A 26284-nucleotide genomic window follows, 5' to 3' on the forward strand; every position below is an offset into this window, starting at 1 on the left:
GGATCGTCTCCATGAGCATCTTCCGTAACCGCGCCGCTTCGGCCGCCATAGTCGCGGTCGCCGCGGGCGCCCTGACCCTCACCGCCTGCGGCGGGGGCGGCGGTAGCTCCAGCAAGGACAACAGCAAGACCAAGGACGATGCCAAGGCGCAGTCCAAGCCCGTGGTGATCGGTGACGCGAAGGCGTCGACCGGTCCGGCTCCCGAGGTCCCGGGCGCCAAGCCCGGCGGCGTCGCGACCGTGTACCAGGAGGGCGACTTCTCCCACCTGGACCCGGGCCAGATCTACGTCTCCGACGGCAAGCTGCTCAGCCGCCTGATCTACCGCGGCCTGACCCAGTACGACGAGGACGACCAGGGCAACCTGACCGTCGTGGGCGACCTCGCCACCGACGCGGGCAAGGTCTCGGACGGCGGCAAGACCTGGACCTACACGCTCAAGGACGACCTCAAGGACGAGAACGGCAACCCGATCAACTCGGCGGACATCCGCCACACGATCGAGCGCCTGTACGCGTCCTACATCACGGACGGTCCGACCTACCTGCAGCAGGCGCTCTCGGGTGCCGGCACCACCTACCGCAAGGCGTACGCGGGTCCGGACAAGGGCAAGCACCTGCCCAAGACCGTCCTGGACACCCCGGACGACAAGACCATCGTCTTCCACTTCAAGGAAGCGCAGGTCGACCTCCCGCAGATGCTGACCATGCCCGGTTACAGCGTCGTGCCCGAGGAGACGGACACCAAGGAGAAGTACGACAACGACCCGGTCGCCCTGGGCCCGTACAAGATCTCCGAGTTCAAGCCCGGCAAGTCCATGAAGCTGGTCAAGAACGACAAGTGGGACCCCAAGTCCGACTCGGTCCGTCACCAGTACGTCGACGGCTTCGACATCAGCATGAACCACGATGACGAGGACCAGACCAAGACGCTCCTGGCCGACCAGGGCGAGGCCAAGAACGCCATGATGTTCACCGGCCAGGTCGCCACCACGCAGCTGCAGCAGGTCGTGGGCAACAAGGCCGCGATGAAGCGCACCATCCAGGGCTACGCGCCGTACGTGTGGCAGCTCAACTTCAACCTTGACCGCGTCAAGGACAAGAAGCTGCGCGACGCCATCACCCTCGCGCTGCCCTCCGCCTCGGTCTTCAAGGCCGACGGTGGCGCCTACGGCGGCGAGGTCGCCAACTCCCTGATGTCGCCCACCACCCCGGGCTACGACGAGGCGTTCGACCCGTTCAACCGCAAGGGCAAGCCGAACGGTGACATCGAGGCCGCCAAGAAGCTCATCAAGGAGGGCGGCTTCGAGGGCAAGAAGCTCGTCTACGCCTACGGCAACACCCCGGTCCGCCAGCAGCAGGCCGTGCTGATCGCCGACGCCCTGGGCAAGATCGGTCTCGACATCCAGAAGAAGGAGATCGACTCCTCCACCTGGTACGAGCAGGTCGGCAAGGTCAAGAACGGCTACGACCTGTACATGACCGGTTGGGGTCAGGACTGGCCGTCGGCGTCCACCGTCTTCCCGCCGCTGTACGACGGCAAGCAGATCCAGGACGGTGCGTCGAACTACTCGCACATCAACGACCCGAAGGTCAACTCGGAGATCGAGCGGATCGCGAAGATCACCGACACGACCGAGGCCACCAAGGCCTGGGCCGAGCTGAACGAGTACATCTCCAAGGAAGTCAACCCGGCCGCGCCGATCTACTACACCAAGGTCTTCCAGATCTTCGGTTCGAACATCGGCGGCATCCGCTACAGCTCGGACTCGAGCTACGTGGACGTCACCCGCGTCTTCCTGAAGAAGTAACCCGCTAGGTCGGGGTGACGGTGGTGGGCGCGCGGCGGAGCGCCCACCATCCGTCCCCCACCCCCCCCTGCCAGACCCCCCTCCGATTGCCGCCGTCCTGAGAGCAGCTGCCTGCCATGCTTCAATTCCTCATCCGCCGGACATTCGGCGCGGCGCTGATTCTGCTGTTGATCAGTGCGTTCACGTTCTTCATGTTCTTCGCCATCCCGCAGGACCCGGCCACTCTGGCCTGTGGAAAGAACTGCACTCCGGACGCGCTGGCGATCATTCACAAGAACCTCGGCCTCGACAAGCCGGTCACCGTCCAGTACTGGACGTTCCTCGTCGGCATCTTCGCCGGCCGTGACTTCGCCGTCGGCCACTGTGCCGCCCCCTGCTTCGGCGTCTCCTTCGCCAACAACCAGAACGTCTGGGACACGATCGTCGACCGCTTCCCGCTGACGCTCTCCCTGACTGTCGGAAGCCTCCTGGTCTTCCTGATCCTCGGCCTCGGCGCCGGTCTGCTCGCCGCCAAGAACCGCGGCACCTGGATCGACAAGGTGTTCAGCTCCGGCTCGCTGGTCGTGAGCTCCCTTCAGATCTACTTCCTCGGCCCGCTGGTCCTGCTCGCGCTCGTCTACACCACCGGCTGGCTCGACAAGCCGAAGTACGTGCCCTTCTCCGAGGACATCGGCGGCTGGTTCATGGGCCTGCTGATCCCCTGGGTCGTGATGGCGACCATCTTCACCGCCAACTACACCCGTATGAGCCGCTCCTCGATGATCGAGCAGCTCCAGGAGGAACACGTCAGAGCCGCGCGTGCCAAGGGCATGTCGGCCAACTACACGTTCTTCCGGTACGCGTGGCGCGGCTCCCTCATCCCGATCGTCACCATCCTCGGCATCGACCTGTCCTCGCTGCTCTCGGGCGGCATGGTGACCGAGCTGACCTTCGGCCTCGCGGGCCTCGGCCGGCTGGCGCTGAACTCCGTCATCAACAAGGACCTGCCGATGCTGATGGGCGTCATGCTGGTCAGCGCCGCGCTCATCATCGTCTTCAACCTGATCGTGGACGCCCTGTACGCCGTCATCGACCCGCGCGTGCGCCTGTCCTAGGAGAACCACCGTGACCACTCAGACCAAGCCCGAAGAGGCCGCTGCTCCCGCCTCGGGGGACGCCTTTCTCTCGGTGCGCGACCTCAAGGTCCACTTCTCCACCGAGGACGGCATCGTCAAGGCGGTGGACGGGCTCTCCTTCGACCTGGAGCGCGGCAAGACCCTCGGGATCGTGGGCGAGTCGGGTTCCGGCAAGTCCGTGACCAACCTCGCCGTCCTCGGCCTGCACAACCGCAAGACGACGACGATCGACGGCTCGATCACGCTGGACGGCCAGGAACTGACCGACGCCAGCGAGAAGCAGCTGGAGACGCTGCGCGGCAAGAAGATGGCGATGATCTTCCAGGACGCGCTGACCGCCCTGTCGCCCTACTACACGGTGGGCCGGCAGATCGGTGAGCCGTTCATGAAGCACACCGGCGCCTCCAAGCGGGACGCCCGCGTCCGCGCCATCGACCTGCTCGAGAAGGTCGGCATCCCGCACCCGCAGCAGCGCGTGGACGACTACCCGCACCAGTTCTCCGGCGGTATGCGCCAGCGCGCGATGATCGCCATGGCGCTGGCCTGCGACCCGGACCTGCTGATCGCCGACGAGCCGACCACCGCGCTCGACGTGACCGTGCAGGCCCAGATCCTCGACCTGCTGAAGGACCTGCAGCAGGAGTTCGGCTCCGCGATCATCATGATCACCCACGACCTCGGCGTGGTCGCCAACATGGCGGACGACATCCTCGTGATGTACGCCGGCCGGGCCGTGGAGCGCGGCACGGTGCGTGAGGTGCTGAAGACGCCTCAGCACCCGTACACCTGGGGTCTGCTCGGCTCGATGCCGAGGCTGTCCGGGAGCGTCGACGAGCCGCTGATGCCGATCCCCGGCTCGCCGCCGTCCCTGCTGAACCCGCCGTCGGGCTGCCCGTTCCACCCGCGGTGCGCGCACACCGACAAGGTGCAGGGCGGACTGTGCTCGGGGGAGCGTCCGACGCTCGCCCCGGGGCGCGCCGCCGCCTGCCACCTGACGGGGGAGCAGCGGCAGCAGGTCTTCATCGACACGATTCAGCCCCGGCTGGGCTGAGCGGAAACCGGCGACTGGGGCATCACCATGAGCGACAACGAAAACACGAGCACGGCGGTCGTCGACGCCGTCCCGCAGCAGCGGGGCAGCGACGAGGCGCCGCTGATGAAGGTCAGCGGACTGACCAAGCACTTCCCGATCAAGGGCGGCTTCCCGATCCGGCGGACCGTCGGCCACGTCAAGGCCGTCGACGGCCTGGACTTCGAGGTCTACCCGGGCGAGAGCCTGGGCCTCGTCGGTGAGTCCGGCTGCGGCAAGTCGACCACCGGCCGGCTGCTGACCCGGCTCTACGAGCCGACCGCGGGCACCATCGAGTACAAGGGCCAGGACATCAGCCGGGCCGACCGCCGCAAGCTGGCGCCGGTCCGGTCCGAGATCCAGATGATCTTCCAGGACCCGTACGCGTCGCTGAACCCGCGGCAGACGGTCGGCACGATCATCTCCGGCCCGATGGAGATCAACGGGATCAACCCTCCCGGCGGCCGTGAGAAGCGCGTCCGTGAGCTCCTGGAGATCGTCGGTCTCAACCCGGAGCACTACAACCGCTTCCCGCACGAGTTCTCCGGCGGTCAGCGCCAGCGCATCGGCGTCGCGCGCGCCATCGCCCTCCAGCCGAAGCTGATCATCGCCGACGAGCCGGTCTCGGCCCTCGACGTGTCGATCCAGGCCCAGGTGGTCAACCTGCTGCAGGAAGTGCAGCGGGAGATGGGCATCGCGTTCGTCTTCATCGCCCACGACCTGGCGATCGTCCGGCACTTCTCGGAGCGCGTCGCGGTCATGTACCTCGGCAAGATCGTCGAGATCGCCGACCGTGACTCGATCTACAACGGCCCGCGGCACCCGTACACGCACGCGCTGCTGTCGGCCGTCCCGGACGCGGACATCGACGCCACGAAGCGGGAGCGCATCCGCCTCGCCGGTGACGTGCCCTCGCCGATCGAGCCGCCGTCCGGCTGCCGGTTCCGCACCCGGTGCTGGAAGGCGACGGAGAAGTGCGCCACGGAGGAGCCGCCGCTGCTGCGCATCGAGGGCAGCAAGCCCGGTCACCTGACCGCGTGCCACTACCCGGAGGACCCCACCATCGCGGACCGGGGCGAGGACGTCGTCATGGACGCCGGCCTGAAGGCCCTGGAGGGCGTCTCCGACACCGACGGGCCGGTCTCCAAGAGCTGACACCGTCCCCCGCCGACGCACGAGGACCGGGGTGTGAGCGCCGCGGCAGGCGCTCGCACCCCGGTCCTGGTGCGTGCCGGATCAGGTGGGCGTGGCCGCCCGCGCCCAGTGGCAGGCCGCCTGGGCGTGCGCGCCGCCGTCGAGGATCTCCGGGTCCTCGGTGCGGCAGGCGTCCGCCACCCCGGCCCGCTCCGCCTCGCCGCTCGCCAGGACCGGGCAGCGGGCGTGGAAGCGGCAGCCGCCCGGTACCCGTGACGGGTCCGGCGGTTCGCCGCTGAGGATCACGGGCGTGCCCGGCGCCTCGGGCAGGACCGACAGCAGGGCCCGCGTGTACGGGTGCCGGGGTGCCGTCAGGACCTGCTCGACGTCCCCGGTCTCCACGATCCGGCCCAGGTACATCACCGCCACCCGGTCCGCGATGTTCCACGCCAGCCCCAGGTCGTGCGTCACCACCAGCGCGGACAGCCCGAGTTCGGCGCGCAGCCGCAGCAGCAGCGCCAGGATCTCGCCGCGGACCGAGGCGTCCAGGGAGGCCACCGGCTCGTCGGCGACGAGGAGTTCGGGCGCGAGGACCAGCGCCCCGGCGATCACCACGCGCTGGCGCTGTCCGCCGGACAGCTCGTGCGGGTAGCGCAGGAAGAACCGCTCGGGCGGCCGCAGTCCGGCCCGGGACAGCGCCTCGGCCACCGCCTCGCGCTCGTCGCCGGTGTGCCCGTGGATGCGCAGGCCCTCCGCCACGGCCTCGTACACGGTGTGCCGGGGGTTCAGGGAGCCCGTCGGGTCCTGGAGGACCAACTGCACGCGGCGCCGGTACGCCTTCAGGGCGCGCGCGTCGGGCCGTACCTCCTCCCCGTCGAAGACGACCCGCCCCCGCGTCGGCCGGACGAGCCCGAGCAGGGCGCGGGCCAGGGTCGTCTTGCCGCAGCCGGACTCGCCGACCAGCGCGACGATCTCCCCGGCCCCGATGTCCAGTTCGACGCCGTCCACCGCGCGGGCGGGCGGGCCGCCGTGCCGGCCGGGGAAGGTGACGTGCAGGTCCCGCGCGCTCAGCAGGCTCATGTTCCGCTCCTCGCGTCCTGGGCCGCGCCCACGTGCACACACGCCGCCCGCCGTCCAGCGCCCGACACGCGCAGCGCCGGGTCGTCCGCCGCGCAGGAGTCCAGCGCGACCGGGCAGCGGGGGTGGAAGGCGCACCCGGAGGGCAGCGCCGACGGGTCGGGCGGGTCGCCCGGCAGGCCGCGCGGGGCGAACCGGGAGGCGGGGTCGCCGATCCTCGGGAACGCCTCCGACAGCGCCCGCGCGTAGGGGTGATCGGCGTGCTCGTACACCGTGCGCGCCGGTCCCTCCTCGACCACCCGGCCCGCGTACATCACCGCCATCCGGTCGCAGGTCTCGGCGAGGACGGCGAGGTCGTGGCTGATCGCGACGAGCCCGAGCTCCTGCTCGGCGACGAGCCGTTCGATGAGGCGCAGGATCTGCGCCTGGATCATCACGTCCAGCGCGGTCGTCGGTTCGTCGGCGACGACCAGGCGCGGGTCGCAGGCCAGCGCCATGGCGATCATGACGCGCTGACGCTGCCCGCCGGACAGTTCGTGCGGATACGCCGACGCGCGCGCCGCCGGGAGCCCCACCTGCTCCAGGAGTTCCCCGGTGCGCCGGCGGGCGGCGGCCGGGGTGGCCCGGCGGTGCAGCAGGATCGGCTCGGCGATCTGGTCGCCGACGCGGTGCACGGCGTTCAGGGAGTGCATGGCGCCCTGGAAGACGATGGACGCCCCGGCCCAGCGCACCGCCCGCACCCGGCCCCACCGCATGGTGAGGACGTCCTCGCCGTCCAGCAGGACCTCGCCGCCGACCCGGGTGCCGGGCGGCAGCAGCCGCAGCAGGGCGAGCGCGAGCGTGGACTTGCCGCACCCCGACTCCCCGGCGATGCCGAGCTTCTGCCCGGCCTCCAGACTCAGGTCGACCCCCCGTACGGCGGCCGCGCCGCCCGGGTAGGTCACCTCCAGGTTCCGGACCTCGAGGAGTGTCAACGGGCCACCCCCAGCCTGGGGTTGAGGACGGACTCCACCGCGCGCCCGCACAGCGTGAACGCCAGCGCGACGCCCGCGATGGCGAGGCCGGGCGGCACCAGGTACGACCAGTTCCCGGAGGAGACCGAGCCGGCCTCCCGGGCGTCCTGGAGCAGCCCGCCCCAGGACACGACGGTCGGGTCGCCCAGCCCGAGGAAGGCGAGCGTCGCCTCGGCGAGGATGGAGGAGGAGATCATCAGCGTGGTCTGGGCGAGGACCAGCGGCATCACGTTGGGCAGGACGTGCCGGACCATGATGTGCCGGTGCCCGCCGCCCAGCGCCCGGGCCCGCTCGATGTACGGCCGGGCCTCCACGGCGAGGGTCTGCGCCCGCACCAGCCGGGCCGTCGTCGGCCAGGACGTGACGCCGATCGCCAGGACGACCGTACCCAGCGAGCGGGACATCACGGTGGCCAGCGCGATGGCGAGGACCAGGGTCGGCATCACCAGGAACCAGTCGGTGATCCGCATGACCACGGTGGCGTACGCGCCCTTGAAATGGCCCGCGGTGATGCCGACGAGGGTGCCGATCGCCACGGACAGCGCGGCGGCGAGGAGCCCCACCAGCAGCGACACCCGCGACCCCCACACCACCAGGCCGAGCAGGTCCCGACCGAACCGGTCGGTGCCCAGCCAGAACTCCCCGCTCGGCGTCTCCAGCGGCTGTCCGGGCGCCCCGGTCACGCTGGACACGTCGGAGCCGACGGTGAGCGGCGCGGTCAGGGCGGCCAGCGCGAACAGGGCGAGCGCGGCCAGCCCCACCAGTCCGGCGCGGTGGTTGCGGTACTCCCGCCAGAAGCGGGCGGCGGACGCGCGGCGCCGGCGCCGGGCGAGCGTCCGCGCGCTCGGCGCCTTGGGCTCGGCACCCCGCTTCACGGGCTCCCCGGTCCCGGCCGTCATCGGCCCACCCGGGGGTCGAGCAGCGGGTACACGAGGTCGGCCAGGGTGTTCATGACGATCACCGTCCCGGCGAAGAAGAGGAACAGGCCCTGCACCAGCGGCAGGTCGGGGACGCTCAGCCCCTGGTAGAACAGTCCGCCGAGCCCCGGCCAGGAGAACACCGTCTCGACCAGGATGACGCCGGCGACCGTCCGGCCCAGGTTGACGAAGACGAGGGTGACGGTCGGCAGCAGCGCGTTCGGCACGGCGTGCCGGCGGCGCACCTGGTCGTCGCGGAGCCCCTTGGCGCGGGCCGTCGTCAGATAGTCGCCGCCCATCTCGTCCAGCAGCGCGGACCGCGCGACCAGCAGGGTCTGGCCGTACTCGACCGCGACCAGCGTGACGACGGGCAGGACCAGGTGGTGGGCGACGTCGAGGACGTGGGCGAAGCCCTCCTCGCCGCCGGACTCCATGCCGCCGGTCGGGAACAGACCCGGGATCGGGCCGATGCCGACCGAGAACACGATGATCAGCAGCAGGCCCAGCCAGAACGACGGCACGGAGTACAGGGTCAGCGCGAGGCCGGTGTTCAGCCGGTCGCCGAGCCCGCCGTGCCGCCAGGCCGAGCGGGTGCCCAGCACGATGCCGAGCAGGGTGTAGAGGACGAACGCGGTGCCGGTGAGGATCAGCGTGTTGGGCAGCGCCTCGGCGATCTTGTCGGTGACGGGCGTGTGGAACTGGTACGACGTCCCGAGATCGCCGGTGAGCGCCTTGCCACAGTACTCCGTGAACTGCTGCCACAGCGGCAGGTCGAGCCCGAACTCGCGCCGGTAGGCCGCCAGTTGCTCGGCCGACACCGGACGGCCGCCGGTCATGGTCTTCACCGGGTCGCCGGGGATCAGCCGGAACAGGAAGAACCCGGTGACGAGCACGGCGAACAGGGAGACGGCGGCGCCGGCGACCTTGCCGGCGCCGTAGCGCAGATAGCGCGTGGTGGTGCGCGCCCGCGGTCCGGGGACCGCGGGCGCGGCGGCCTGCACGGCCGCGGTGAGGGGTGCTTCGGCGGTCATGGGCTACTCGCGGTCCTCTGCGGTGGACCGCCGCCGCAGCGCGAGGAAGGCGCCCGCGCCGGCGAGGACCACGACACCGGCGACGATGCCGACGACGACCCCCGTCGAGCCCGAGCCGCCGGAGTCACCGGTGTCCGCCGGGGTGGCCGACCACCAGCTCCAGTAGCCGTCCTGCCCGTAGATGTTGCCCGCCTTCTTGGGCATCGTGGTGATCGAGGCGATCTGGTCGGTGCGGTAGGCCTCGACGGCGTTCGGGTAGGCCATGACGTTCATGTAGCCGAGGTCGTACAGCCGGGACTGCATCTGCTTGACCAGGTCGGCCCGCTTGGCCGGGTCGTACTCGGCGAGCTGCTTCGCGTACAGCTCGTCGTACTGCTTGTCGCAGATGAAGTTGTCGGTGGCGCCCGTGTCCTTCGGGGTGGCGGGAAGGGCCCCGCAGGTGTGGATGGACATCACGAAGTCGGGGTCGGGGTTGACGGACCAGCCGTCGAAGGCCAGGTCGTACTGGCCGGCCAGCCAGGGGTCGGTGACGTTGTCCACGCAGTTCAGGGAGACGCCGATGCCGAGCTCGCCCCACCACTCCTGGAGGTACTGCCCGATCGCCTTGTCGTTGGGGTCGGTCGCGTGGCACAGCACCCGGTAGTCGAGCGGCTTGCCGTCCTTGCCGACGCGCTTGCCGTCACCGTTCTTCTTGTATCCGGCCTCGTCGAGGAGCTGGGCGGCCTTCGCGGGGTCGTAGGCGAGTTCCTGGCCGCCGGACGGCTTCCAGAAGTACGAGCCGAAGCGCGGCGGTATGTATCCCTCGCCCTGCACGGCGTAGCCCTGGAACACCTTGTCGACGACGGTCTTGCGGTCGACGGCCATGAACAGCGCGTGCCGTACCCGCTCGTCCTTCAGGGACGGGTCGCCGTCGCCGAACGTGTCGCCGTTCTTCGCCCGGGCGCCCGGGTTGACGGCCAGCGCGTAGAAGCGGCGGCCGGGGGCGTCGTTCACCTTGATGTTCTTCTCGCTCTTGAGCGAGGACGCCTGGGCGGGCGTGAGGGCCGGCGATCCGGAGACGAAGGAGACCTCGCCCTTGCGCAGGGCGGCCACCGCCGCGTCCTGGTCCTTGTAGTAGCGGAAGACCAGCTCGTCGAACTTGGGCGCCCCGCGCCAGAAGTCCTTGTTGGCCTTCAGCCGCACATAGCTGTCGGGCTTGTAGTCGGTGAGGATGAATGGCCCGTTTCCGACGATGGGGAAGTTCTTGTCGTTGTTGAACTCGGAGTAGTCGTCGACCTTCTCCCAGACGTGCTTCGGCACGATCGGGACGTCCAGCGCCGTCATCGTGGCCTGCGGCTTCTTCAGCTCGATGACCAGCTTGGTGGGGCTCGGGGCGGTCACCTTGCGGAAGTTGGCGACGAAGCTGCCGTTGGCGGTGGCCGCGCCCTGGTCGGTCATCATCGTGTTGAACGTCCACGCCGCGTCCTCGGCCGTGGCGTGCTTCCCGTCCGACCACTCGGAGTCGGAGCGGATCGTGTAGGTCCAGGTCAGCTTGTCCGGCGACGACGTCCACTTGGTGGCGAGGGCGGGGACGGCGCGGGCGTCCTCGGGGTCGTAGTTGGTGAGGTACTCGTACGTCAGCCGGTGGATGCTGGTGCTCAGGAGCCGCTGGGCGAGGAACGGGCTCAGTGAGTCGACGCTCTGTGCGACTGCGACGGTGAGGACCTTGCCGTCGTCAGCGGCGGCCGCCTGCTGCGGCACCAGCCCGGCCGTCAGGACCAGGGCGGCGGCTCCGGTGGCGGCGGCCAGTCGCCGCCGCGCTCTGCCGTGCTGCTCGGAAGTAGTCATGTGTGACCTCGCGTCATCGCTTGCAGAGGGACGACCAGTTGGACTGTCAGCGCGTTCATGCGCACGTCAATGGCGCATGAAACCCCATGTGGCCTGCGGAAACAACGAAGTGATGAGATTGAGACAGCCACTGGTCCAGACCGCTGAAGAGTCCCTGGTGGCGGCCTGACGCCCTGGCGGGGATCATGCGGCCGAACGGGCCAACCCCCTCCCCGGATGGACTCCGTGCGCATGCGCGCCGCCCGCGCGGCTGCCGATAGTGGCTGGCAGGGCAGGGCGTCGACCGGGCGCCGCGGTCAGGAGGAGGCACCCGATGCGCGCAGCCAACTACGCCAGATGGGCCGCGGGCGCGATGGCCGTTGCGCTCGCGACGACCGCCTGCGGAGGCGGCGCCGACGCCGGGGAGGGCGGCGCGGTGCTCAGCTCCTCCTGGACGGACCCGCAGAACCCGCTGGAGCCGGCCAACACCAACGAGGTGCAGGGCGGCAAGGTGCTGTCCATGATCTTCCGGGGTCTGAAGCAGTACGACCCGAAGACCGGCGAGGCGAAGAACATGGTCGCCGAGCGCATCGAGACGTCCGACTCGCGGCACTACACGGTCACCCTGAAGGACGGCTGGACGTTCAGCGACGGCGAGAAGGTCACCGCCAAGTCGTTCGTGGACGCCTGGAACTACGGGGCGAGCCTGGAGAACAACCAGAAGAACGCGTACTTCTTCAGCTACATCGAGGGCTACGACCAGGTCCACCCCGAGCAGGGGAAGCAGCGCGCGAAGACCATGTCCGGACTGAAGGTCGTCGACGAGCGGACCTTCACCGTCACGCTCAGCCAGAAGTTCTCCGGGTTCCCGGACACCCTCGGCTACAACGCGTTCGTCCCGCTGCCGCGCGCGTTCTACGAGGACCACGCCGGCTGGCTCGCCAGGCCCGTCGGCAACGGGCCGTACACCGTGCAGGACTACACCCGGGGCTCGGAGATGCGGCTCGTGCGGTGGGACGCCTACGCCGGGCCCGACGCGGCCCGCAACGACGGCGTGACCCTGAAGGTCTACACCGACAACAACACGGCCTACACCGACCTGATGGCCGGCAACCTCGACCTCGTCGACGACGTCCCCGCCCAGCAGCTGAAGAACGTCCGCGCCGACCTCGACGGCCGCTACCTCAACACCCCGGCCGGCATCATCCAGACCCTGTCCTTCCCGCACTACGACAAGCGCTGGACCGGGCCCGGCGCGGACAAGGTCCGCAAGGGCCTGTCCCGGGCCATCGACCGCGAGCAGATCACCCGGACCATCTTCCAGGGCACCCGCACCCCGGCCACCGACTGGACGTCACCCGTGCTCGGCGCCGAGGGCGGCTACAAGGCCGGGCTGTGCGGGCAGTGGTGCGAGTACGACGCCGCCGCCGCCCGGAAGCTGATCGAGGAGGGCGGCGGGCTGCCCGGCGGCCAGGTCAGGATCACGTACAACGCGGACACCGGTTCCCACAAGCTGTGGGTGGACGCCGTCTGCAACTCCATCAACAACGCGCTGGGCGACGACAAGGCGTGCGTCGGCAACCCGATCGGCACCTTCGCCGACTTCCGCAGCAAGTCCACCACCCAGAAGCTGGCCGGGCCGTTCCGGGCGGGCTGGCAGATGGACTACCCGCTGCCCCAGAACTTCCTCCAGCCGCTCTACTACACCAACGCCTCCTCCAACGACGGCAAGTGGTCCAGCAAGGAGTTCGACCGGCTCGTGGACCGGGCGAACGCCGAGACGGACCCCGCCGCGGCCGTGAAGCTGTTCCAGCAGGCGGAGGAGGTCGTCCGCGACGAGATGGCGGCCATCCCGCTCTGGTACCAGAACGGCAGCGCAGGCTGGTCCGCGCGCCTGTCGGACGTGACCCTCAACCCGTTCAGCGTCCCCGTCTACGAACAGATCAAGGTCGGCTGAGCCCGCCATGGGACGGTACGTCGTCCGGCGCCTGGTGCAGATGGTCCCGGTGTTCATCGGGTCCACCCTGCTGATCTTCCTCATGGTGAACGTGATGGGCGACCCCGTCGCGGGCCTGTGCGGCGACCGCCAGTGCGACCCGGCGACGGCCGCCCGGCTCCGCCAGGAGTTCGGCCTCGACCAGCCCGTGTGGCGGCAGTACCTGACCTACATGGGGAACGTGTTCACCGGGGACTTCGGGACCGCGTTCAACGGCCAGGAGGTCACCGAGCTGATGTCCACGGCCTTCCCCGTCACCCTCCGGCTGACGGTCGTGGCGGTCTGCTTCGAGATCCTCATCGGGGTCACCCTCGGCGTCCTCACCGGTCTGCGCCGCGGCCGTCCCGTCGACACCGGCGTGCTGCTGCTCACCCTCGTCGTCATCTCCGTCCCCACGTTCGTCACCGGCCTGCTGCTCCAGCTGTGGCTCGGCGTCGAGTGGGGCTGGATCAGGCCGTCGGTGTCCCCGGCGGCCCCCTTCGGGGAACTGCTCCTGCCGGGCCTCGTCCTCGCCTCGGTGTCCCTCGCCTACGTCACCCGGCTGACCCGTACCTCCATCGCGGAGAACCGGCGCTCCGACTACGTCCGCACGGCCGTCGCCAAGGGCCTGCCCCGGCGCCGGGTCGTCACCCGGCACCTGCTGCGCAACTCCCTCATCCCCGTCGTCACGTTCGTCGGCGCGGACATCGGCTTCCTGATGGGCGGCGCGATCGTCACCGAGCGGATCTTCAACATCCACGGCGTCGGCTACCAGCTCTACCAGGGCATCGTGCGCCAGAACACCCAGACGGTCGTCGGCTTCGTGACGGTCCTCGTCCTCGTCTTCCTGCTCTGCAACCTGGTCGTCGACCTGCTGTACGCCGTACTCGACCCGAGGATCCGCTATGCCTGAACAGCCGTTCCCGCCCGAGGGGGTGATCGCCGGCGGCGGCGCGATGGACCTGGGCGCGACCGAGACGGGGACGGTACGGCGCCCGCCGGCCGCCCCCGACGGAGCGGGGGAGCCCGCCCCGCCCGCGGCCGGCCCGGCCGAGGCCGCCGACCGGCCCCGCAGCCTGTGGTCGGACGCCTGGCGCGACCTGCGCCGCAACCCCGTCTTCCTGGTCTCGGCCCTGGTCATCCTCTTCCTGGCCGTGATCTCCGTGTGGCCCTCGCTGATCGCCTCCGGCAGCCCCCTGAAGTGCGACCTCGCCCGCGCCCAGCAGGGCTCCGGACCCGGCCACCCCTTCGGCTTCGACGGCCAGGGCTGCGACGTCTACACCCGCACCGTGTACGGCGCCCGGACGTCCGTGGTCGTCGGTGTCTGCGCCACGCTCGGGGTGGCCCTCCTCGGCTCGGTGCTGGGCGCGCTCGCCGGGTTCTTCGGCGGCTGGTGGGACGCCGTGCTGTCCCGGATCACCGACGTCTTCTTCGCCATCCCGGTCGTGCTCGGCGGGCTGGTCCTGCTGTCGGTGGTGACCGCCAACTCGGTGTGGCCGGTGGTCGGGTTCATCGTGCTGCTCGGCTGGCCGCAGATCTCCCGGATCGCCCGCGGCTCGGTCATCACCGTCCAGCAGAACGACTACGTGCAGGCGGCCCGCGCCCTCGGCGCCTCCCCGGCCCGGCTGCTGCTTCGGCACATCGCGCCCAACGCGGTCGCCCCGGTGATCGTGGTGGCGACGATCGCGCTCGGCACGTACATCGCCCTGGAGGCCACCCTGTCCTACCTCGGGGTCGGCCTGAAGCCGCCGAGCGTCTCCTGGGGCATCGACATCTCGGCCGCCTCCCCGTACATCCGCACCGCCCCGCACGCGCTGCTGTGGCCCTCGGGGGCGCTCGCGGTCACCGTCCTGGCCTTCATCATGCTGGGCGACGCGGTGCGCGACGCCCTCGACCCGAAGCTGAGGTGAGGGCGCGATGCTGCTCGACGTACGCGACCTGAAGGTGGAGTTCCGCACCCGGGACGGGATCGCCCGCGCCGTCAACGGCGTCAGCTTCGGCGTGGACGCGGGGGAGACGCTCGCGGTGCTCGGCGAGTCCGGCTCCGGCAAGTCGGTGACCGCGCAGGCGGTGATGGGCATCCTGGACTCGCCGCCGGGCCGGATCACCGGCGGCGAGGTGCTGTTCCAGGGCCGGGACCTGCTCGCGCTCGGCGAGGAGGAGCGGCGGCGGGTGCGCGGCGCCGGCATGGCGATGATCTTCCAGGACGCCCTGTCGTCCCTGAACCCGGTGCTGACCGTCGGCGACCAGCTCGGCGAGATGTTCGTCGTGCACCGGGGCATGTCCCGCAAGGACGCCCGCGCCAGGGCCGTCGAGCTGATGGACCGGGTGCGCATCCCGGGCGCCCGCGAGCGCGTGAAGCAGTACCCGCACCAGTTCTCCGGCGGGATGCGCCAGCGCATCATGATCGCCATGGCGATCGCGCTGGAACCGGCGCTGATCATCGCCGACGAGCCGACGACCGCCCTCGACGTCACCGTGCAGGCGCAGGTGATGGACCTGCTCGCCGAGCTGCGGCGGGAGTACCGGATGGGGCTCGTCCTGATCACCCACGACCTCGGGGTGGTCGCCGACGTCGCCGACCGGATCGCCGTCATGTACGCGGGCCGGATCGTGGAGTCGGCCCCCGTCCACGACATCTACAAGGCGCCCGCCCACCCGTACACCCGGGGCCTGCTCGACTCCGTCCCCCGGCTCGACCTCAAGGGCCGGGAGCTGACCGCGATCAGGGGCCTGCCGCCCAACCTCACGCGCATCCCGCCCGGCTGCGCCTTCCACCCCCGCTGCCCGATGGCCCGGGACGTCTGCCGCTCCGACGAGCCCCCGCTGTACGCGGTCTCCGAAGTGCGCGCCAGCGCCTGCCACTTCCGGACGGAGTGCCTGCATGCCTGAGGCGATCCTCGAGGTCGAGGGACTGGTGAAGCACTACCCGCTCACCCGGGGCGTCCTGCTGCGCAGACAGGTGGGCTCCGTGAAGGCGGTCGACGGCGTCGACCTCACCCTGCACCGCGGCGAGACCCTGGGCGTCGTCGGGGAGTCCGGCTGCGGCAAGTCGACCGTCGCCCGGATGCTGGTCAACCTGGAACGCCCGACGGCCGGGACCATCCGGTACCGGGGCGAGGACATCACGCGCCTGTCGGGCCGCGCCCTGAAGGCCGTGCGCCGCAACATCCAGATGGTCTTCCAGGACCCGTACACCTCGCTCAACCCCCGGATGACGGTGGGCGACATCGTCGGGGAGCCCTACGACATCCACCCCGAGGTGGCGCCGAAGGGCGACCGGCGCCGCCGGGTGCGCGAACTGCTCGACGTGGTCGGGCTGAACCCCGAGCACATCAACCGCTACCCGCACCAGTTCTCCGGCGGGCAGCGCCAGCGCATCGGCATCGCGCGCGGCCTCGCGCTGCGCCCGGAGATCATCGTCGCCGACGAGCCGGTCTCCGCGCTCGACGTCTCCGTGCAGGCCCAGGTGATCAACCTGATGGCGCGCCTCCAGCGGGAGTTCGGCCTGTCGTACGTCTTCATCGCGCACGACCTGTCGATCGTCCGGCACATCTCCGACCGGGTCGGCGTGATGTACCTCGGGCGGATCGTGGAGACCGGCGGCGACGCCGAGATCTACGACCATCCCACGCACCCCTACACCCAGGCGCTGCTCTCCGCGGTCCCCGTCCCCGACCCGCGGGCCCGGACCCGCCGGGAGCGGATCATCCTCAGCGGCGACGTGCCGTCCCCGACCCAGGTGCCGTCCGGCTGCCGGTTCCGCACCCGCTGCTTCAAGGCGCGGGAGCGCTGCGCCGAGGAGGTGCCGGTGCTCGCGGTGCCGGTGCCGCTGCGCGCGGCGGGGGGTCCGGCGGCCCATCCGTCGGCGTGCCACTTCGCGGAGGAGAAGCAGGTGGTGGCCGCGGAGGCCCGCCCGTAACACCGCAAAGGACCGCGAACCGCGTTAACACGCAGGCAACTTGACCGACCCGGTTCCGATATACGGACGCGTCAGGCTGAACAGCGTACGGCCGTGCGGGTGCCGTAAACGGACCGGGGTGCCCATGGGCACCCCGGTCCGTTGCCGTCTAGGCCCGGTCCGCCGCCTTCTCGGTGAGCCCCAGCGACCGCTTGAGGAAGTCGAGCTGGAGCAGCAGCAGGTTCTCGGCGACCTCCTCCTGCGGGGTCATGTGGGTCACCCCGGACAGCGGCAGCACCTCGTGGGGGCGGCCGGCGGCGAGCAGGGCCGAGGACAGTCGCAGCGAGTGGGCGACGACCACGTTGTCGTCCACCAGGCCGTGCACGATCATCATCGGGCGGTGCGGCTCGGCCGCGTCCACCAGACCGGCGTCGTCGATCAGGGAGTTGCGCCGGTAGACCTCCGGCTGCTCGTCGGGGTGCCCGGCATAGCGCTCCTGGTAGTGGGTGTCGTACAGGCGCAGGTCCGTGACGGGGGCGCCGACGACGGCCGCGTGGAAGACGTCGGGGCGGCGCAGCGCCGCGAGCCCCGCGAGATAGCCGCCGAACGACCAGCCCCGGACGGCCACCCGGCCGAGGTCCAGCGGGAACCGCTCGGCGAGGTCGTGCAGGGCGTCGACCTGGTCCTGGACCACGATCGCCGCGATGTCGTCCTTGACGGCCTTCTCCCAGGCCGGCGAGCGGCCCGGGGTGCCCCGGCCGTCGGCGACGATCACGGCGAAGCCCTGGTCGGCGAACCACTGGGAGGTCAGATGCGGGTTGTGGGCGGCCACCACCCGCTGGCCGTGCGGGCCGCCGTAGGGGTCCAGCAGGACCGGGAGGGGGGTGTCACCGGCGTAGTCCCGAGGCATAAGCACGGCGCACGGGATGCGGCGTGCGCCCCCCTCGGTGAGTGTGAGCCGCGGGGTCACTCCGGGATCCTCGGCATGCGACCGGACCAAGCCAATCACCTTGCCGTCGCGCAGCACCTGGACCTGAGCGCCGGGCCGGTCCGGAGTGTGGGACACGAGCACGGTCACCCCTCCGGCACGCACCGCCGCGTGCACGCCGGGCTCCTGCGAGACGCGCTCCACACCGAGCTCGTTCACCCGGTACACATGGACCTCGCCGATCTCCGGATCGGTCGCGGAGGCACCGGCCGACGCCGAGACCAGCACGTCGTCGCCGGACACGTCGAGCACCGCGCGCACATGCAACTGCGGCCCCGTCAGCGGACGTTCACCCACCGCCAGCACCCGCGCGCCGCCCTCGTCGGCGATGCGCACCAGGTGCCCGGACGGGCTCCAGCACGGCACACCGGGGAAAAGTTCCAGCCATTGTGGATCTTCGTCGGCGTGCACCATCCGGGTCGTCCCCGTCGCCGGGTCCACGGCCAGGAACAGCTGGCTGCGCTGGTCGCGCGCCTGTACGAGCAGCAGCGGCGCACCCGCCGCCGACCAGTGCACTCGCGCCAGATACGGATACCGAGCCCGGTCCCAGGAGACCTCCGTGCGCGCCCCGTCCAGGCCGACCACGAACAGCCGGACCTCCGCGTTGGGCGTCCCCGCCGCCGGGTACGGCACCTGCCGCGGCGCCCGGTCCGGGTGGGCCGGGTCGGAGATCCACCACCGCCGCACCGGGGTGTCGTCCGCCCGCGCGACCAGCAGCCGGTCCGACTCCGGGCTCCACCAGTACCCCTGGTGACGGCCCATCTCCTCGGCCGCGATGAACTCCGCCAGGCCGTAGGTGACCCCCTCCGACTCCGGCTCGGCGAGCGCCCGGTCGTCCTCGCCCTCCGCGCCGACCACCCGCAGCGCGCCCCGCGCGACGTACGCCACGTGCCGTCCGTCGGGGGAGGGGCGCGGGTCGATCACCGGTCCGCGGACCGGCAGTTCACGGGCCGTGCCGGCCCGCAGCTCGGCCGTGAACAGCCTCCCCGACAGGGCGAACGCGGCCAGCTCGACAGCCGCGTCGGTGCCGTAGGAGACGATGCCCGCGCCCCCCTCGCGACTGCGTTCGCGGCGCGCGCGCTCCTCGGGCGGGAGGTTCTCCGACGCCCCGCCGAGCAGGGCGCGCGGGTCCGCCGTCACGCGCTCCCGACCCTCCGCCGTGTCGAGGACCCACAGCGAACTCGCCGGGTCCGTACCGGAGGAGGAGCGCAGGAACACGGCACGGGAACCGTCGGGCGCCACCGTGAACGCGCGGGGCGCTCCCAAGGTGAACCTCTGGGTGCGGGCGTGCCGCCTGGGGAAGGAGACTGGCTCGGTCGTCATGCCCCGACCATATTGGCCAGTGCGCCCCCTTGTGCGGCTGTGCGCCGACCGATGCGCACGTACCGATCGTTATGATCACTGTCGCATAGTGGGTATGAACCTGCTGGCTTGCTGCATGGATTTATCTGCCCCCATAGACCGACCCCCGCTTGGGATTCTTGGAGGTGAGCCGCCGTGGCACTCTCGATTTCGGCGGTGGTGCTGCTGGCGATCATCGTCTTCCTGCTGATCAAGAAGTCAGGGCTGAAAGCGGGCCATGCGATCGTCTGCATGCTGCTCGGTTTCTACCTGGCGTCCTCGACCGTCGCACCCACGATCAGTGAGCTGACGACGAACATCGCGGGCATGATCGGCAGCATCAAGTTCTGAGCCGCCCGCCACACTCGGGCTCCGCACCCACCGGTCCGGAGCCCGCCCCACTCACCGCCCGGCGGCGTACGCCACGAACCCGGCCCAGGCCGCGGGCGTGAGCGCCAACCGCGGCCCGGCGACGTCCTTGGAGTCCCGGACGTGGACGGTGCCCGGGGTGCGGGCGACCTCGACACAGGAGTCGCCGTCGGGGCCGCTGCTGTAACTGCTCTTGCGCCAGGCCAACTCGTAGGCGTGTCCGGCGGTTTCGCGGATCATGTCTCTCCCAGCAGTCGCTCGATGAGTGCCAGTGACTCCCGCGGCGGGAGCGCCAGCGCCCGGATGGTGCCATAGCGCAGTTCGAGAACGCGGAGCTGCCTCGGGTCGGACGTCGGCCGGCCGCTGAACGCACCGTCGGCGCGTCCCACGGCTGTTCCGTCCTCGAACTTCAGCACTTCGATCCTCCCGCTCAAGCCGGGATGGGCCGCGCTGTCCATCGGCATCACCTGGAGGGCGACGTTGCTGAACCGGCCGACCTCCAGCAGGCGTTCGAACTGCTGTCGCCGCACCATTGTGCCCCCGACCCTGCGGCGGAGCGTCGACTCTTCCAGGACGAAGCTGAGAGCGGGGGCAGGTGAGCGGTCGAAGACGCAACGCCTCGCGATACGCGCGGCGACGCGCCGTTCCAGGTCCTCGGGCGAGTAGGCGGGCTGCCACGATTCCAGCAGCGCCCGCGTGTGTCCGGCGGTCTGCAGCAGCCCGGCGATATTGCTGCACTCGTACACCCCGATCTCGACGGCCCGCGCCTCCAACTGCGCCAGATCCCGCACCTTCTTGGGATACCGGACCTTCCGCACGTCCTCCTTCATCGCGGCGAGCAGCCCGCCGGCGCCCAGCACCTCGTCCGCCACGTCCAGGAACTCGGGCCGGGGAATCCGCTTCCCGGCCTCGATCTTGTAGACCATGTCCTCGCCGTACCCCACGGCCTCCCCGAACGCGGCGGCCCGCATCCCGACCGCCTCCCGGCGCAGCTTCAACTGCCGCCCCACGGTCGCGACGACGGCGAGGCCCCAGTCGTCGTCCGGATCCACCTCCCAACCCGGCTCGTCGGCCTCGCTCCTGAGCCGCCGGATCTCCCCGTCCACCGTCATGTCGCGCCCCTCCGTCGTACGGCCGTGCCGCCCCGCTCCGTACCCGCCCACCCGGCACCGACAAGCCCGGACACCACCGGACAACCACCGGACAGATCACCGACCGCGACGACTCCGTCACGCAAACGGTAGGCGTCCGTCCTGGACGTGAACGCCACCGGAGCGCGCATCCTCGTGCTCCGGTGCCGCAAGCCGTCTTTCCAAGGAACGTGACCAGGGAAAAGAACCTCACCAAGCCCCACCCCTCCCGCCCGTCGGGCGTCGCTCACTCTCGCGGGTGAACATCGGCAACTCGACTGGATACGGCGCCCCTTCGAGGCTCTACGCTCGGCGCAACACAACCGCAGACATGCGACGGCCCCCGCCGGGACGGCAATCCCAGTGCGAGGGCCTGACCACCGAGGAAGAGGAAGCTTCCCGATGGATACGCAGAACCCTAGCGCGCCTTCGCGTGCCCGGGCCCGCTATACCGCGCACGGCCACCCGAATCGGCGGCCCGAGCCGGGCGGTGGTTTGACCCACGACAACACCCGGCACACCGCGCGCTTCACCGTGATCGGCAACCACCTCACGCAGCACGCCGAGTTGTCGCTCCTCGCGATCGGTCTGGCCTGCCACATCCAGTCGCTGCCCCAGGGCGCCCGCGTCGACATCAAGAGCCTGACCCTCCGGTTCCCCGAGGGCGCCACCCGCATCGCCGCGGCCCTGCGCGAGCTGGAGACCCACGGGTACCTGCGTCGCGAACGCGTCCGTGCCCCCGGCGGCAGGATCGTCACGCGCACGGTCTCCTGCAACCAGCCGGGAGGCCGGGGCCACGAGGAGGCTCCGCAGGCCCGCCGGACGCCCGCCGAACGGCGCCCCCGGCAGCTCCCCGCCGTCCCGCAGCCGGCGTATCCCGCGGCCGAGCTGGTCCGCCGGGCCACCGAGCTGCTGGCCGGCCTGCGCCGCCACGACCCGCGCCTGCTCCTGTCCGTCCACGACACCGCCCATCTGGCCCCCGGCGTCGCCGCCTGGCTGGAGCGGGACGTGAGCCCGGCGGGCGTGGTGCGCGCCCTCACCACCGACCTGCCGGACGAGCCCCTGCGGCGCCCCTCGGCCCTGCTGGCCCACCGCCTCACCGCCCAGCTCCCACCCCCGCCACCGTTCGTGGCCCCGTCCGCGCCCCCACCGGTCCGCCATCCCCTCCAGAACTGCGACACCTGCGACCGGGCCTTCCGCTCACCCACACCAGGACACTGCCGTGACTGCCGTACTTCCCATGCCGCTGCCGCTGCCGCTGCCGCTGCCGCCTGAGCCCGCCCCGCCCTGCTCCATGCGCTCCAGCCGGATACTCTGGCCGGGGCACCCTCCGGAGGACACCATGAGCACTCAGGCCGACCACGGAAACGAACTGATTCCCCGCCCCGACCTGACCCCGGATGCTCTGCGCGCAGCCCTCGCGGTCGTCGCGCCAGGGCGCCTGGACGAGATGCAGGCCATGAAGGACGAGGCTTTCGCCAAGGCCGTCGAGTGGCAGTCCCTGAGCCCTGTCCAGAGCTGGGTGCTGATCTGGGCCAAGGAGATCGAGATCGCCCGCCGGCCAGACCTCTCCACTCGCTATGCCCTGGCGCAGAGCAACCTGGAACACGAGGATCCGGCTGTCGCGTGGGAAGCCCTTCGCGAGCTGAGCGCCGTAGCCGACGAGGCGACGAAGGGAAACCGGACGGGCATGGCGCTCGCCTTCGCCCACCTCCCGGACGAGCAGGGGTGACAGACAGCCGGGCGGCGCCGGGCAGGCGGGGAACGGCGGAGCGGGCCTCGTAGGCTGGCCCCATGACGGAACTGCCTGCCCGGCGTCTTCTCCTCGTGCACGCGCACCCGGACGACGAGTCGATCAACAACGGCGTCACCATGGCCACGTACGCGGCCCAGGGGGCGCGGGTCACGCTGGTCACCTGCACCCTCGGGGAGCACGGCGAGGTCATCCCCGCCGGGCTGCGCCATCTGACCGGTGCCGCGCTGGGCGAGTACCGCCTCGGCGAGCTGACCGCCGCGATGCGCGAGCTCGGCGTCGAGGACTTCCGTCAGCTCGGCGGTCCGGGGCGTTACGAGGACTCCGGGATGATGGGCACCGCCGACAACGACGACCCGGCGTGCCTGTGGCGGGCGGACCTCGACGAGGCGGCCCGCGCGCTCGTGGACGTCATCCTGGAGGTACGCCCCCAGGTCCTCGTCACCTACGACCCGAACGGCGGCTACGGGCACCCCGACCACATCCAGGCCCACCGCGTCGCCATGCGCGGCGCCGAGCTGGCCGCCGAGGCCGGCTGGCGCATCCCCAAGATCTACTGGAACCGCGTCCCGCGCACCGCCGTGGACGAGGCGTTCGCCCGGCTCCAGGCGGACCTGCCCGGCCTGCCGTTCGCCAAGGCCGCCACGGCCGCCGACGTGCCGGGCGTCGTCGAGGACGAGCGCGTCACCACCGTGATCGACGGCACCGAGCGCGCCGCCGCCGCCAAGACCGCCGCCATGCGGGCGCACGCCACCCAGATCGAGGTGTCCGGCCGGTACTTCGCGCTGTCCAACGAGCTGGCCCAGCCCCTGCTCACCACCGAGTACTACGAGCTGGTCCAGGGGGAGCCCGTCGGCGCCCCCGAGACCGACCTGTTCGCGGGGATCGAGGAGACGTCATGAGTTCGATGCTCGCCCGGCCGCTCAAGGGCCCGTCCGCGCCCCGCGTCCTCGCCTACCTCGGGCTCCTCGTGCTCGGCGCCCTGGTCGGGATCGCCGGCGCGCTGGTGCAGCCCGCCTGGTTCCCGGGCGGCCTGCTGCTCGCGCTCGCGGGGGAGGCCGGGCTGATGCTCGGCGCCGCCCGCGCCACGGGCAGCCGGGGCGGGGCCGTCGCCGCCGCCGCGGGCTGGGCGGTCACCGTCATCCTGCTCACCGCCAGCCGCCCCGAGGGCGACTTCGTCTTCGGCACGGGAGCCTCCGCCTACCTCTTCTTGCTCGGAGGGATGGCCGTGGCTGTGATCTGCGCCACCCTCGCCCCGCTACGGCAACCGGGTGGCGACGGGGTCCGACTTGGCAAGTGACGTACCACTTCTCCATACCGTGCACGTGCGAGTCCCGTGTGGGTTTCCCAGGCGGTCGTGGGATACGCGTCAGAAGTGGCCAGTATGGTGGTGCGCGCCGCCGAGCCGCCCGACGCAGTGAGGTACGGGCGGCGGAGCCAACCGGGAGAACCTGCCTTGAGTCGTGAAACTGACACTCCGTCCTCCGGGCCCGACGGGCGCGGCGGAGCCGCATACCCTTCGGGGACGCCGCCGTACGGGACCCCCGTGGCTTCCGAGAGCGGTGCGGCCGCGGCCCGTTCGGGCGCGCCGGAGGAACGCAAGACCGAGACCACGCTGACGACCCGCATCCGGATCAACATCCCCGGATCACGGCCGATCCCGCCGGTCGTCGTGCGCAAGCCCGTCTCCGACAGCGGGAAGCCCGGCGCCGCCGCGGACACCCAGGAGACCCAGGCGCCCGCGGCCCCCGCCGCACCCGCCGCGCGCACGGCCCCCGCCGAACCGGCGGCCGAACCCGCGGCTCCGGCGGAGGAGAAGGCCAGCGACTGGTTCGCCCCCCGCAAGTCCCCGTCCGCGAAGGCCCCGCAGAGCGGCCCCTCGGGCAACGGGACGGGCGCGCCCACCGGTTCGAACCCGGCCGCCACCGGTCCCCAGGGCCCCGGCGCCGGTTCGGGACGCCCCGGCGGCGTCGTCGGCCCGGTGAGCGTGCCCGGCGCCCGTACGGAGGGCGGCCCCCGCCCGTCCGGCGGCACCGGCACGGGACTGCCCGGCGCGACCGGCGGCCCGGTGGCCCCCGGCCACGGCGGCGGCACCGGCTCCTTCGACGTGACCGAGGCGCTCGCGGCCGGACCGCGCGGCGGCACCGGCCCGTCCGGCGGCGCGCGTCCGCCCGCCGGTGAGGCGCGCCGCGACGACCTGCCGTACTTCGCGGAGAACGGCTCCGGCGGCCCGAACGGCCGGCCCGGCCCGAACGGCAACGGCCCCCAGGGCGGCTACAGCGGCCCCGGCAACATCGACCCGGCCGCCGACTTCAACGCCCCGGACAGCCCCGGCGGCCCCGGCGACTTCAACGGGCCGAACGACTTCGGCCGCGGTGGCCCCGGCGGCGGCCCGCAGGGTCCCACGGGCCCGACGACCGGCCCCGTCACCGGCGACGGCCCGGCCCTCGCGGGCGGCGGCCCCGGCCGGCCCCGCGGACCCGTGGGCCCCGGCCCGGCCGGTCCCGGCATCCAGGCGGGCCCGGGCCGCCCCGGTCCCGCAGGACCCGGTGCCGCCCCGCACGCCCCGGGCCAGGTCCCCGGCGGCGGCCTGAGTGACGACACCGCGATCCTCACCCCGCAGAAGCACGCCCCCGAGCCCGGCCACCCGCACCTCGGCGTCGCGGACAACGTCTCCGGGCACACCGTCACCAGCGGCATCCCGGTCGTGTCCGGCGGCCCGCAGGGCGGTTCCCGGGGGCCCGGCGCCGGCGCGCCCGAGCCGGCCGCGCCGAGCGCCCCGGCGGCCCGTCCAGCCAAGAAGAAGGGCCGCAGCAAGCTCGCGCTGCTCGGCGGCGGCCTGGTCGTCCTCGCGGGCGGCCTGTACGGCGCCGGACTGCTGATGAACCACACCGACGTGCCCAAGGGCACCACCGTGCTCGGCGTCGACATCGGCGGCGGCACCCGCGACGACGCCGTCAAGAAGCTGGACGACGCCTTCGAGGACCGGGTCGGCAAGCCGCTGAAGCTGTCGGTGGGCGGCCGGACCGTCCAGCTGGACCCGGACAAGGCCGGGCTCCAGTTCGACATGCAGCAGACGGTGAGCGCCGCCGCCAGCAGCGACTACAACCCGGTCTCCGTCATCGGCTCCCTGTTCGGCAACCAGCGGGTCGTCGAGCCCGTCATGCCCACCGACGAGGAGAAGCTGCACGCCGCCCTCCAGGCCGCTTCCGGCGGCAGCGGATCGGTCACCGAGGGCACCGTCTCGTTCAAGACCGGCAAGGCGGTCGCCGTGTACGGCAAGCCCGGCGCCGGCATCGACGTCGCCCGCTCGACGTCCGCCGTCGAGGCGGCGTACCGCACCCAGGTGGAGACCGGCCAGGCGGCCGCCGTCCAGGTGCCGACGACCACGCGGCAGCCGACCATCGGCAAGGCCGAGGTCGACCGGTTCATGAAGGAGTTCGCCGAACCGGCGATGGCCACCAAGGTGACCATCCAGACGGACGCCGCCCACAGCATCCAGTTCGGCTCGCTGTCCCTGCCGAAGATCCTCGGCGCGAAGGCCGTCGACGGCAAACTCGTCGACACCTACGACCTGACGGCCCTCAAGACGGCCTACGGCACCACCTTCGCGGGCGTGCAGATCAACGGCGCCAGCGGCAAGCGGGACGTCCTCCCGGAGGACGTCGCCTCCGCCCTGCGCAAGGCACTGCGCGGCAAGACCCCGGCGGAGCGCACGGTCACCATCGACACCAACCCGAACTAGCCGCGGTTCGGCGGGCCGAGGGGGCATCCGGCGGGCGCCCCCTCGGCCGTCGTATGACATCTGTCATCCGGCACACAGGACCGGCGGCACTGCCGGGCACCCCCGCCCGGCG

Annotated in this window: 23 protein-coding genes; 15 read left to right on the forward strand and 8 right to left on the reverse strand. The window is 71.5% G+C overall.

Annotated features, from left to right (window positions below; all coding sequences use genetic code 11):
• The first annotated feature begins 11 nt into the window (after positions 1 to 11).
• The 4 genes from F8R89_RS22800 to F8R89_RS22815 all read left to right on the forward strand — a co-directional run bounded on the left by F8R89_RS22800 (position 12) and on the right by F8R89_RS22815 (position 5147).
• A complete protein-coding gene (locus F8R89_RS22800; RefSeq protein WP_151785678.1) occupies positions 12 to 1808 on the forward strand; it encodes an ABC transporter substrate-binding protein in 1797 nt (598 codons plus the stop codon).
• Between the two features lie 116 nt (positions 1809 to 1924).
• Positions 1925 to 2902 carry an ABC transporter permease gene (locus F8R89_RS22805; RefSeq protein ID WP_151785679.1) on the forward strand — a complete coding sequence of 326 codons (978 nt, stop codon included), beginning with the start codon at positions 1925 to 1927 and terminating at the stop codon, positions 2900 to 2902.
• Between the two features lie 10 nt (positions 2903 to 2912).
• Positions 2913 to 3974: an ABC transporter ATP-binding protein gene (locus F8R89_RS22810; protein ID WP_151785680.1), complete on the forward strand. Its 1062-nt coding sequence runs from the start codon at positions 2913 to 2915 to the stop codon at positions 3972 to 3974.
• A 27-nt stretch (positions 3975 to 4001) separates the two neighbouring features.
• Positions 4002 to 5147 carry an ABC transporter ATP-binding protein gene (locus tag F8R89_RS22815; protein ID WP_151785681.1) on the forward strand — a complete coding sequence of 382 codons (1146 nt, stop codon included), beginning with the start codon at positions 4002 to 4004 and terminating at the stop codon, positions 5145 to 5147.
• Between the two features lie 81 nt (positions 5148 to 5228).
• On the opposite strand, the gene F8R89_RS22820 is transcribed toward F8R89_RS22815, so the two are convergent.
• The 5 genes from F8R89_RS22820 to F8R89_RS22840 are packed head-to-tail and all read right to left on the reverse strand — an operon-like array spanning position 5229 to position 10991.
• Entirely contained in the window at positions 5229 to 6206 is a 978-nt protein-coding gene (locus F8R89_RS22820; RefSeq protein WP_151785682.1) for an ABC transporter ATP-binding protein, read from the reverse strand.
• Entirely contained in the window at positions 6203 to 7177 is a 975-nt protein-coding gene (locus F8R89_RS22825; RefSeq protein ID WP_151785683.1) for an ABC transporter ATP-binding protein, read from the reverse strand. Before F8R89_RS22825 ends, F8R89_RS22820 begins: the two co-directional genes overlap by 4 nt.
• Positions 7174 to 8115 (reverse strand): ABC transporter permease, encoded by a 942-nt coding sequence (locus F8R89_RS22830; protein WP_151785684.1) that lies wholly within the window; start codon positions 8113 to 8115, stop codon positions 7174 to 7176. The genes F8R89_RS22825 and F8R89_RS22830 overlap by 4 nt, the downstream gene beginning before the upstream one ends.
• Positions 8112 to 9164 (reverse strand): ABC transporter permease, encoded by a 1053-nt coding sequence (locus tag F8R89_RS22835; RefSeq protein WP_151785685.1) that lies wholly within the window; start codon positions 9162 to 9164, stop codon positions 8112 to 8114. Before F8R89_RS22835 ends, F8R89_RS22830 begins: the two co-directional genes overlap by 4 nt.
• Positions 9165 to 9167: 3 nt before the next feature.
• Positions 9168 to 10991: an ABC transporter substrate-binding protein gene (locus F8R89_RS22840; protein WP_151785686.1), complete on the reverse strand. Its 1824-nt coding sequence runs from the start codon at positions 10989 to 10991 to the stop codon at positions 9168 to 9170.
• Between the two features lie 313 nt (positions 10992 to 11304).
• Here F8R89_RS22840 and F8R89_RS22845 point away from each other — a divergent pair, with 313 nt between their 5' ends.
• The 5 genes from F8R89_RS22845 to F8R89_RS22865 are packed head-to-tail and all read left to right on the forward strand — an operon-like array spanning position 11305 to position 16867.
• On the forward strand, positions 11305 to 12927 hold the full coding sequence (locus tag F8R89_RS22845; RefSeq protein ID WP_151785687.1) for a peptide ABC transporter substrate-binding protein: 1623 nt from the start codon (positions 11305 to 11307) through the stop codon (positions 12925 to 12927).
• A 7-nt stretch (positions 12928 to 12934) separates the two neighbouring features.
• A complete protein-coding gene (locus tag F8R89_RS22850) occupies positions 12935 to 13858 on the forward strand; it encodes an ABC transporter permease (RefSeq protein ID WP_151785688.1) in 924 nt (307 codons plus the stop codon).
• Positions 13851 to 14855 (forward strand): ABC transporter permease, encoded by a 1005-nt coding sequence (locus tag F8R89_RS22855; protein ID WP_151785689.1) that lies wholly within the window; start codon positions 13851 to 13853, stop codon positions 14853 to 14855. Before F8R89_RS22850 ends, F8R89_RS22855 begins: the two co-directional genes overlap by 8 nt.
• Positions 14856 to 14862: 7 nt before the next feature.
• Positions 14863 to 15837, forward strand: coding sequence for an ABC transporter ATP-binding protein (locus F8R89_RS22860; protein WP_151785690.1), 975 nt, complete (start codon positions 14863 to 14865; stop codon positions 15835 to 15837).
• Positions 15830 to 16867, forward strand: a complete 1038-nt coding sequence (locus F8R89_RS22865) for an ABC transporter ATP-binding protein (RefSeq protein ID WP_151785691.1) — start codon at positions 15830 to 15832, stop codon at positions 16865 to 16867. The genes F8R89_RS22860 and F8R89_RS22865 overlap by 8 nt, the downstream gene beginning before the upstream one ends.
• 148 nt (positions 16868 to 17015) lie before the next feature.
• Here F8R89_RS22865 and F8R89_RS22870 read toward each other — a convergent pair whose 3' ends face one another.
• Positions 17016 to 19157 carry a prolyl oligopeptidase family serine peptidase gene (locus F8R89_RS22870; RefSeq protein WP_151785692.1) on the reverse strand — a complete coding sequence of 714 codons (2142 nt, stop codon included), beginning with the start codon at positions 19155 to 19157 and terminating at the stop codon, positions 17016 to 17018.
• Positions 19158 to 19331: 174 nt separating this feature from the next.
• Here F8R89_RS22870 and F8R89_RS22875 point away from each other — a divergent pair, with 174 nt between their 5' ends.
• Positions 19332 to 19526 (forward strand): hypothetical protein, encoded by a 195-nt coding sequence (locus F8R89_RS22875; RefSeq protein WP_003992731.1) that lies wholly within the window; start codon positions 19332 to 19334, stop codon positions 19524 to 19526.
• A gap of 51 nt (positions 19527 to 19577) precedes the next feature.
• Here F8R89_RS22875 and F8R89_RS22880 read toward each other — a convergent pair whose 3' ends face one another.
• Together F8R89_RS22880 and F8R89_RS22885 are read right to left on the reverse strand one after the other, a co-directional pair.
• Positions 19578 to 19784 carry a DUF397 domain-containing protein gene (locus F8R89_RS22880; RefSeq protein WP_151785693.1) on the reverse strand — a complete coding sequence of 69 codons (207 nt, stop codon included), beginning with the start codon at positions 19782 to 19784 and terminating at the stop codon, positions 19578 to 19580.
• On the reverse strand, positions 19781 to 20656 hold the full coding sequence (locus F8R89_RS22885) for a helix-turn-helix domain-containing protein (protein ID WP_151785694.1): 876 nt from the start codon (positions 20654 to 20656) through the stop codon (positions 19781 to 19783). The genes F8R89_RS22880 and F8R89_RS22885 overlap by 4 nt, the downstream gene beginning before the upstream one ends.
• A 420-nt stretch (positions 20657 to 21076) precedes the next feature.
• Here F8R89_RS22885 and F8R89_RS22890 point away from each other — a divergent pair, with 420 nt between their 5' ends.
• The 5 genes from F8R89_RS22890 (at position 21077) to F8R89_RS22910 (ending at position 26172) form a co-directional block, all read left to right on the forward strand.
• Positions 21077 to 21949 carry a helix-turn-helix domain-containing protein gene (locus F8R89_RS22890; protein WP_151785695.1) on the forward strand — a complete coding sequence of 291 codons (873 nt, stop codon included), beginning with the start codon at positions 21077 to 21079 and terminating at the stop codon, positions 21947 to 21949.
• Between the two features lie 67 nt (positions 21950 to 22016).
• On the forward strand, positions 22017 to 22406 hold the full coding sequence (locus F8R89_RS22895) for a hypothetical protein (protein ID WP_192806196.1): 390 nt from the start codon (positions 22017 to 22019) through the stop codon (positions 22404 to 22406).
• Between the two features lie 62 nt (positions 22407 to 22468).
• A complete protein-coding gene (gene mshB / locus F8R89_RS22900) occupies positions 22469 to 23329 on the forward strand; it encodes an N-acetyl-1-D-myo-inositol-2-amino-2-deoxy-alpha-D-glucopyranoside deacetylase (protein WP_151785696.1) in 861 nt (286 codons plus the stop codon).
• Positions 23326 to 23727, forward strand: coding sequence for a DUF6113 family protein (locus tag F8R89_RS22905; protein WP_151785697.1), 402 nt, complete (start codon positions 23326 to 23328; stop codon positions 23725 to 23727). The genes mshB and F8R89_RS22905 overlap by 4 nt, the downstream gene beginning before the upstream one ends.
• 156 nt (positions 23728 to 23883) lie before the next feature.
• The gene (locus F8R89_RS22910) at positions 23884 to 26172 is read left to right on the forward strand and encodes a hypothetical protein (protein WP_151785698.1); all 2289 of its coding nucleotides are present in this window, start codon (positions 23884 to 23886) and stop codon (positions 26170 to 26172) included.
• The last annotated feature ends 112 nt before the right edge of the window (positions 26173 to 26284 follow it).

Origin of the sequence: Streptomyces sp. SS1-1, from assembly GCF_008973465.1 — a bacterium.
Lineage (GTDB): Bacteria > Actinomycetota > Actinomycetes > Streptomycetales > Streptomycetaceae > Streptomyces.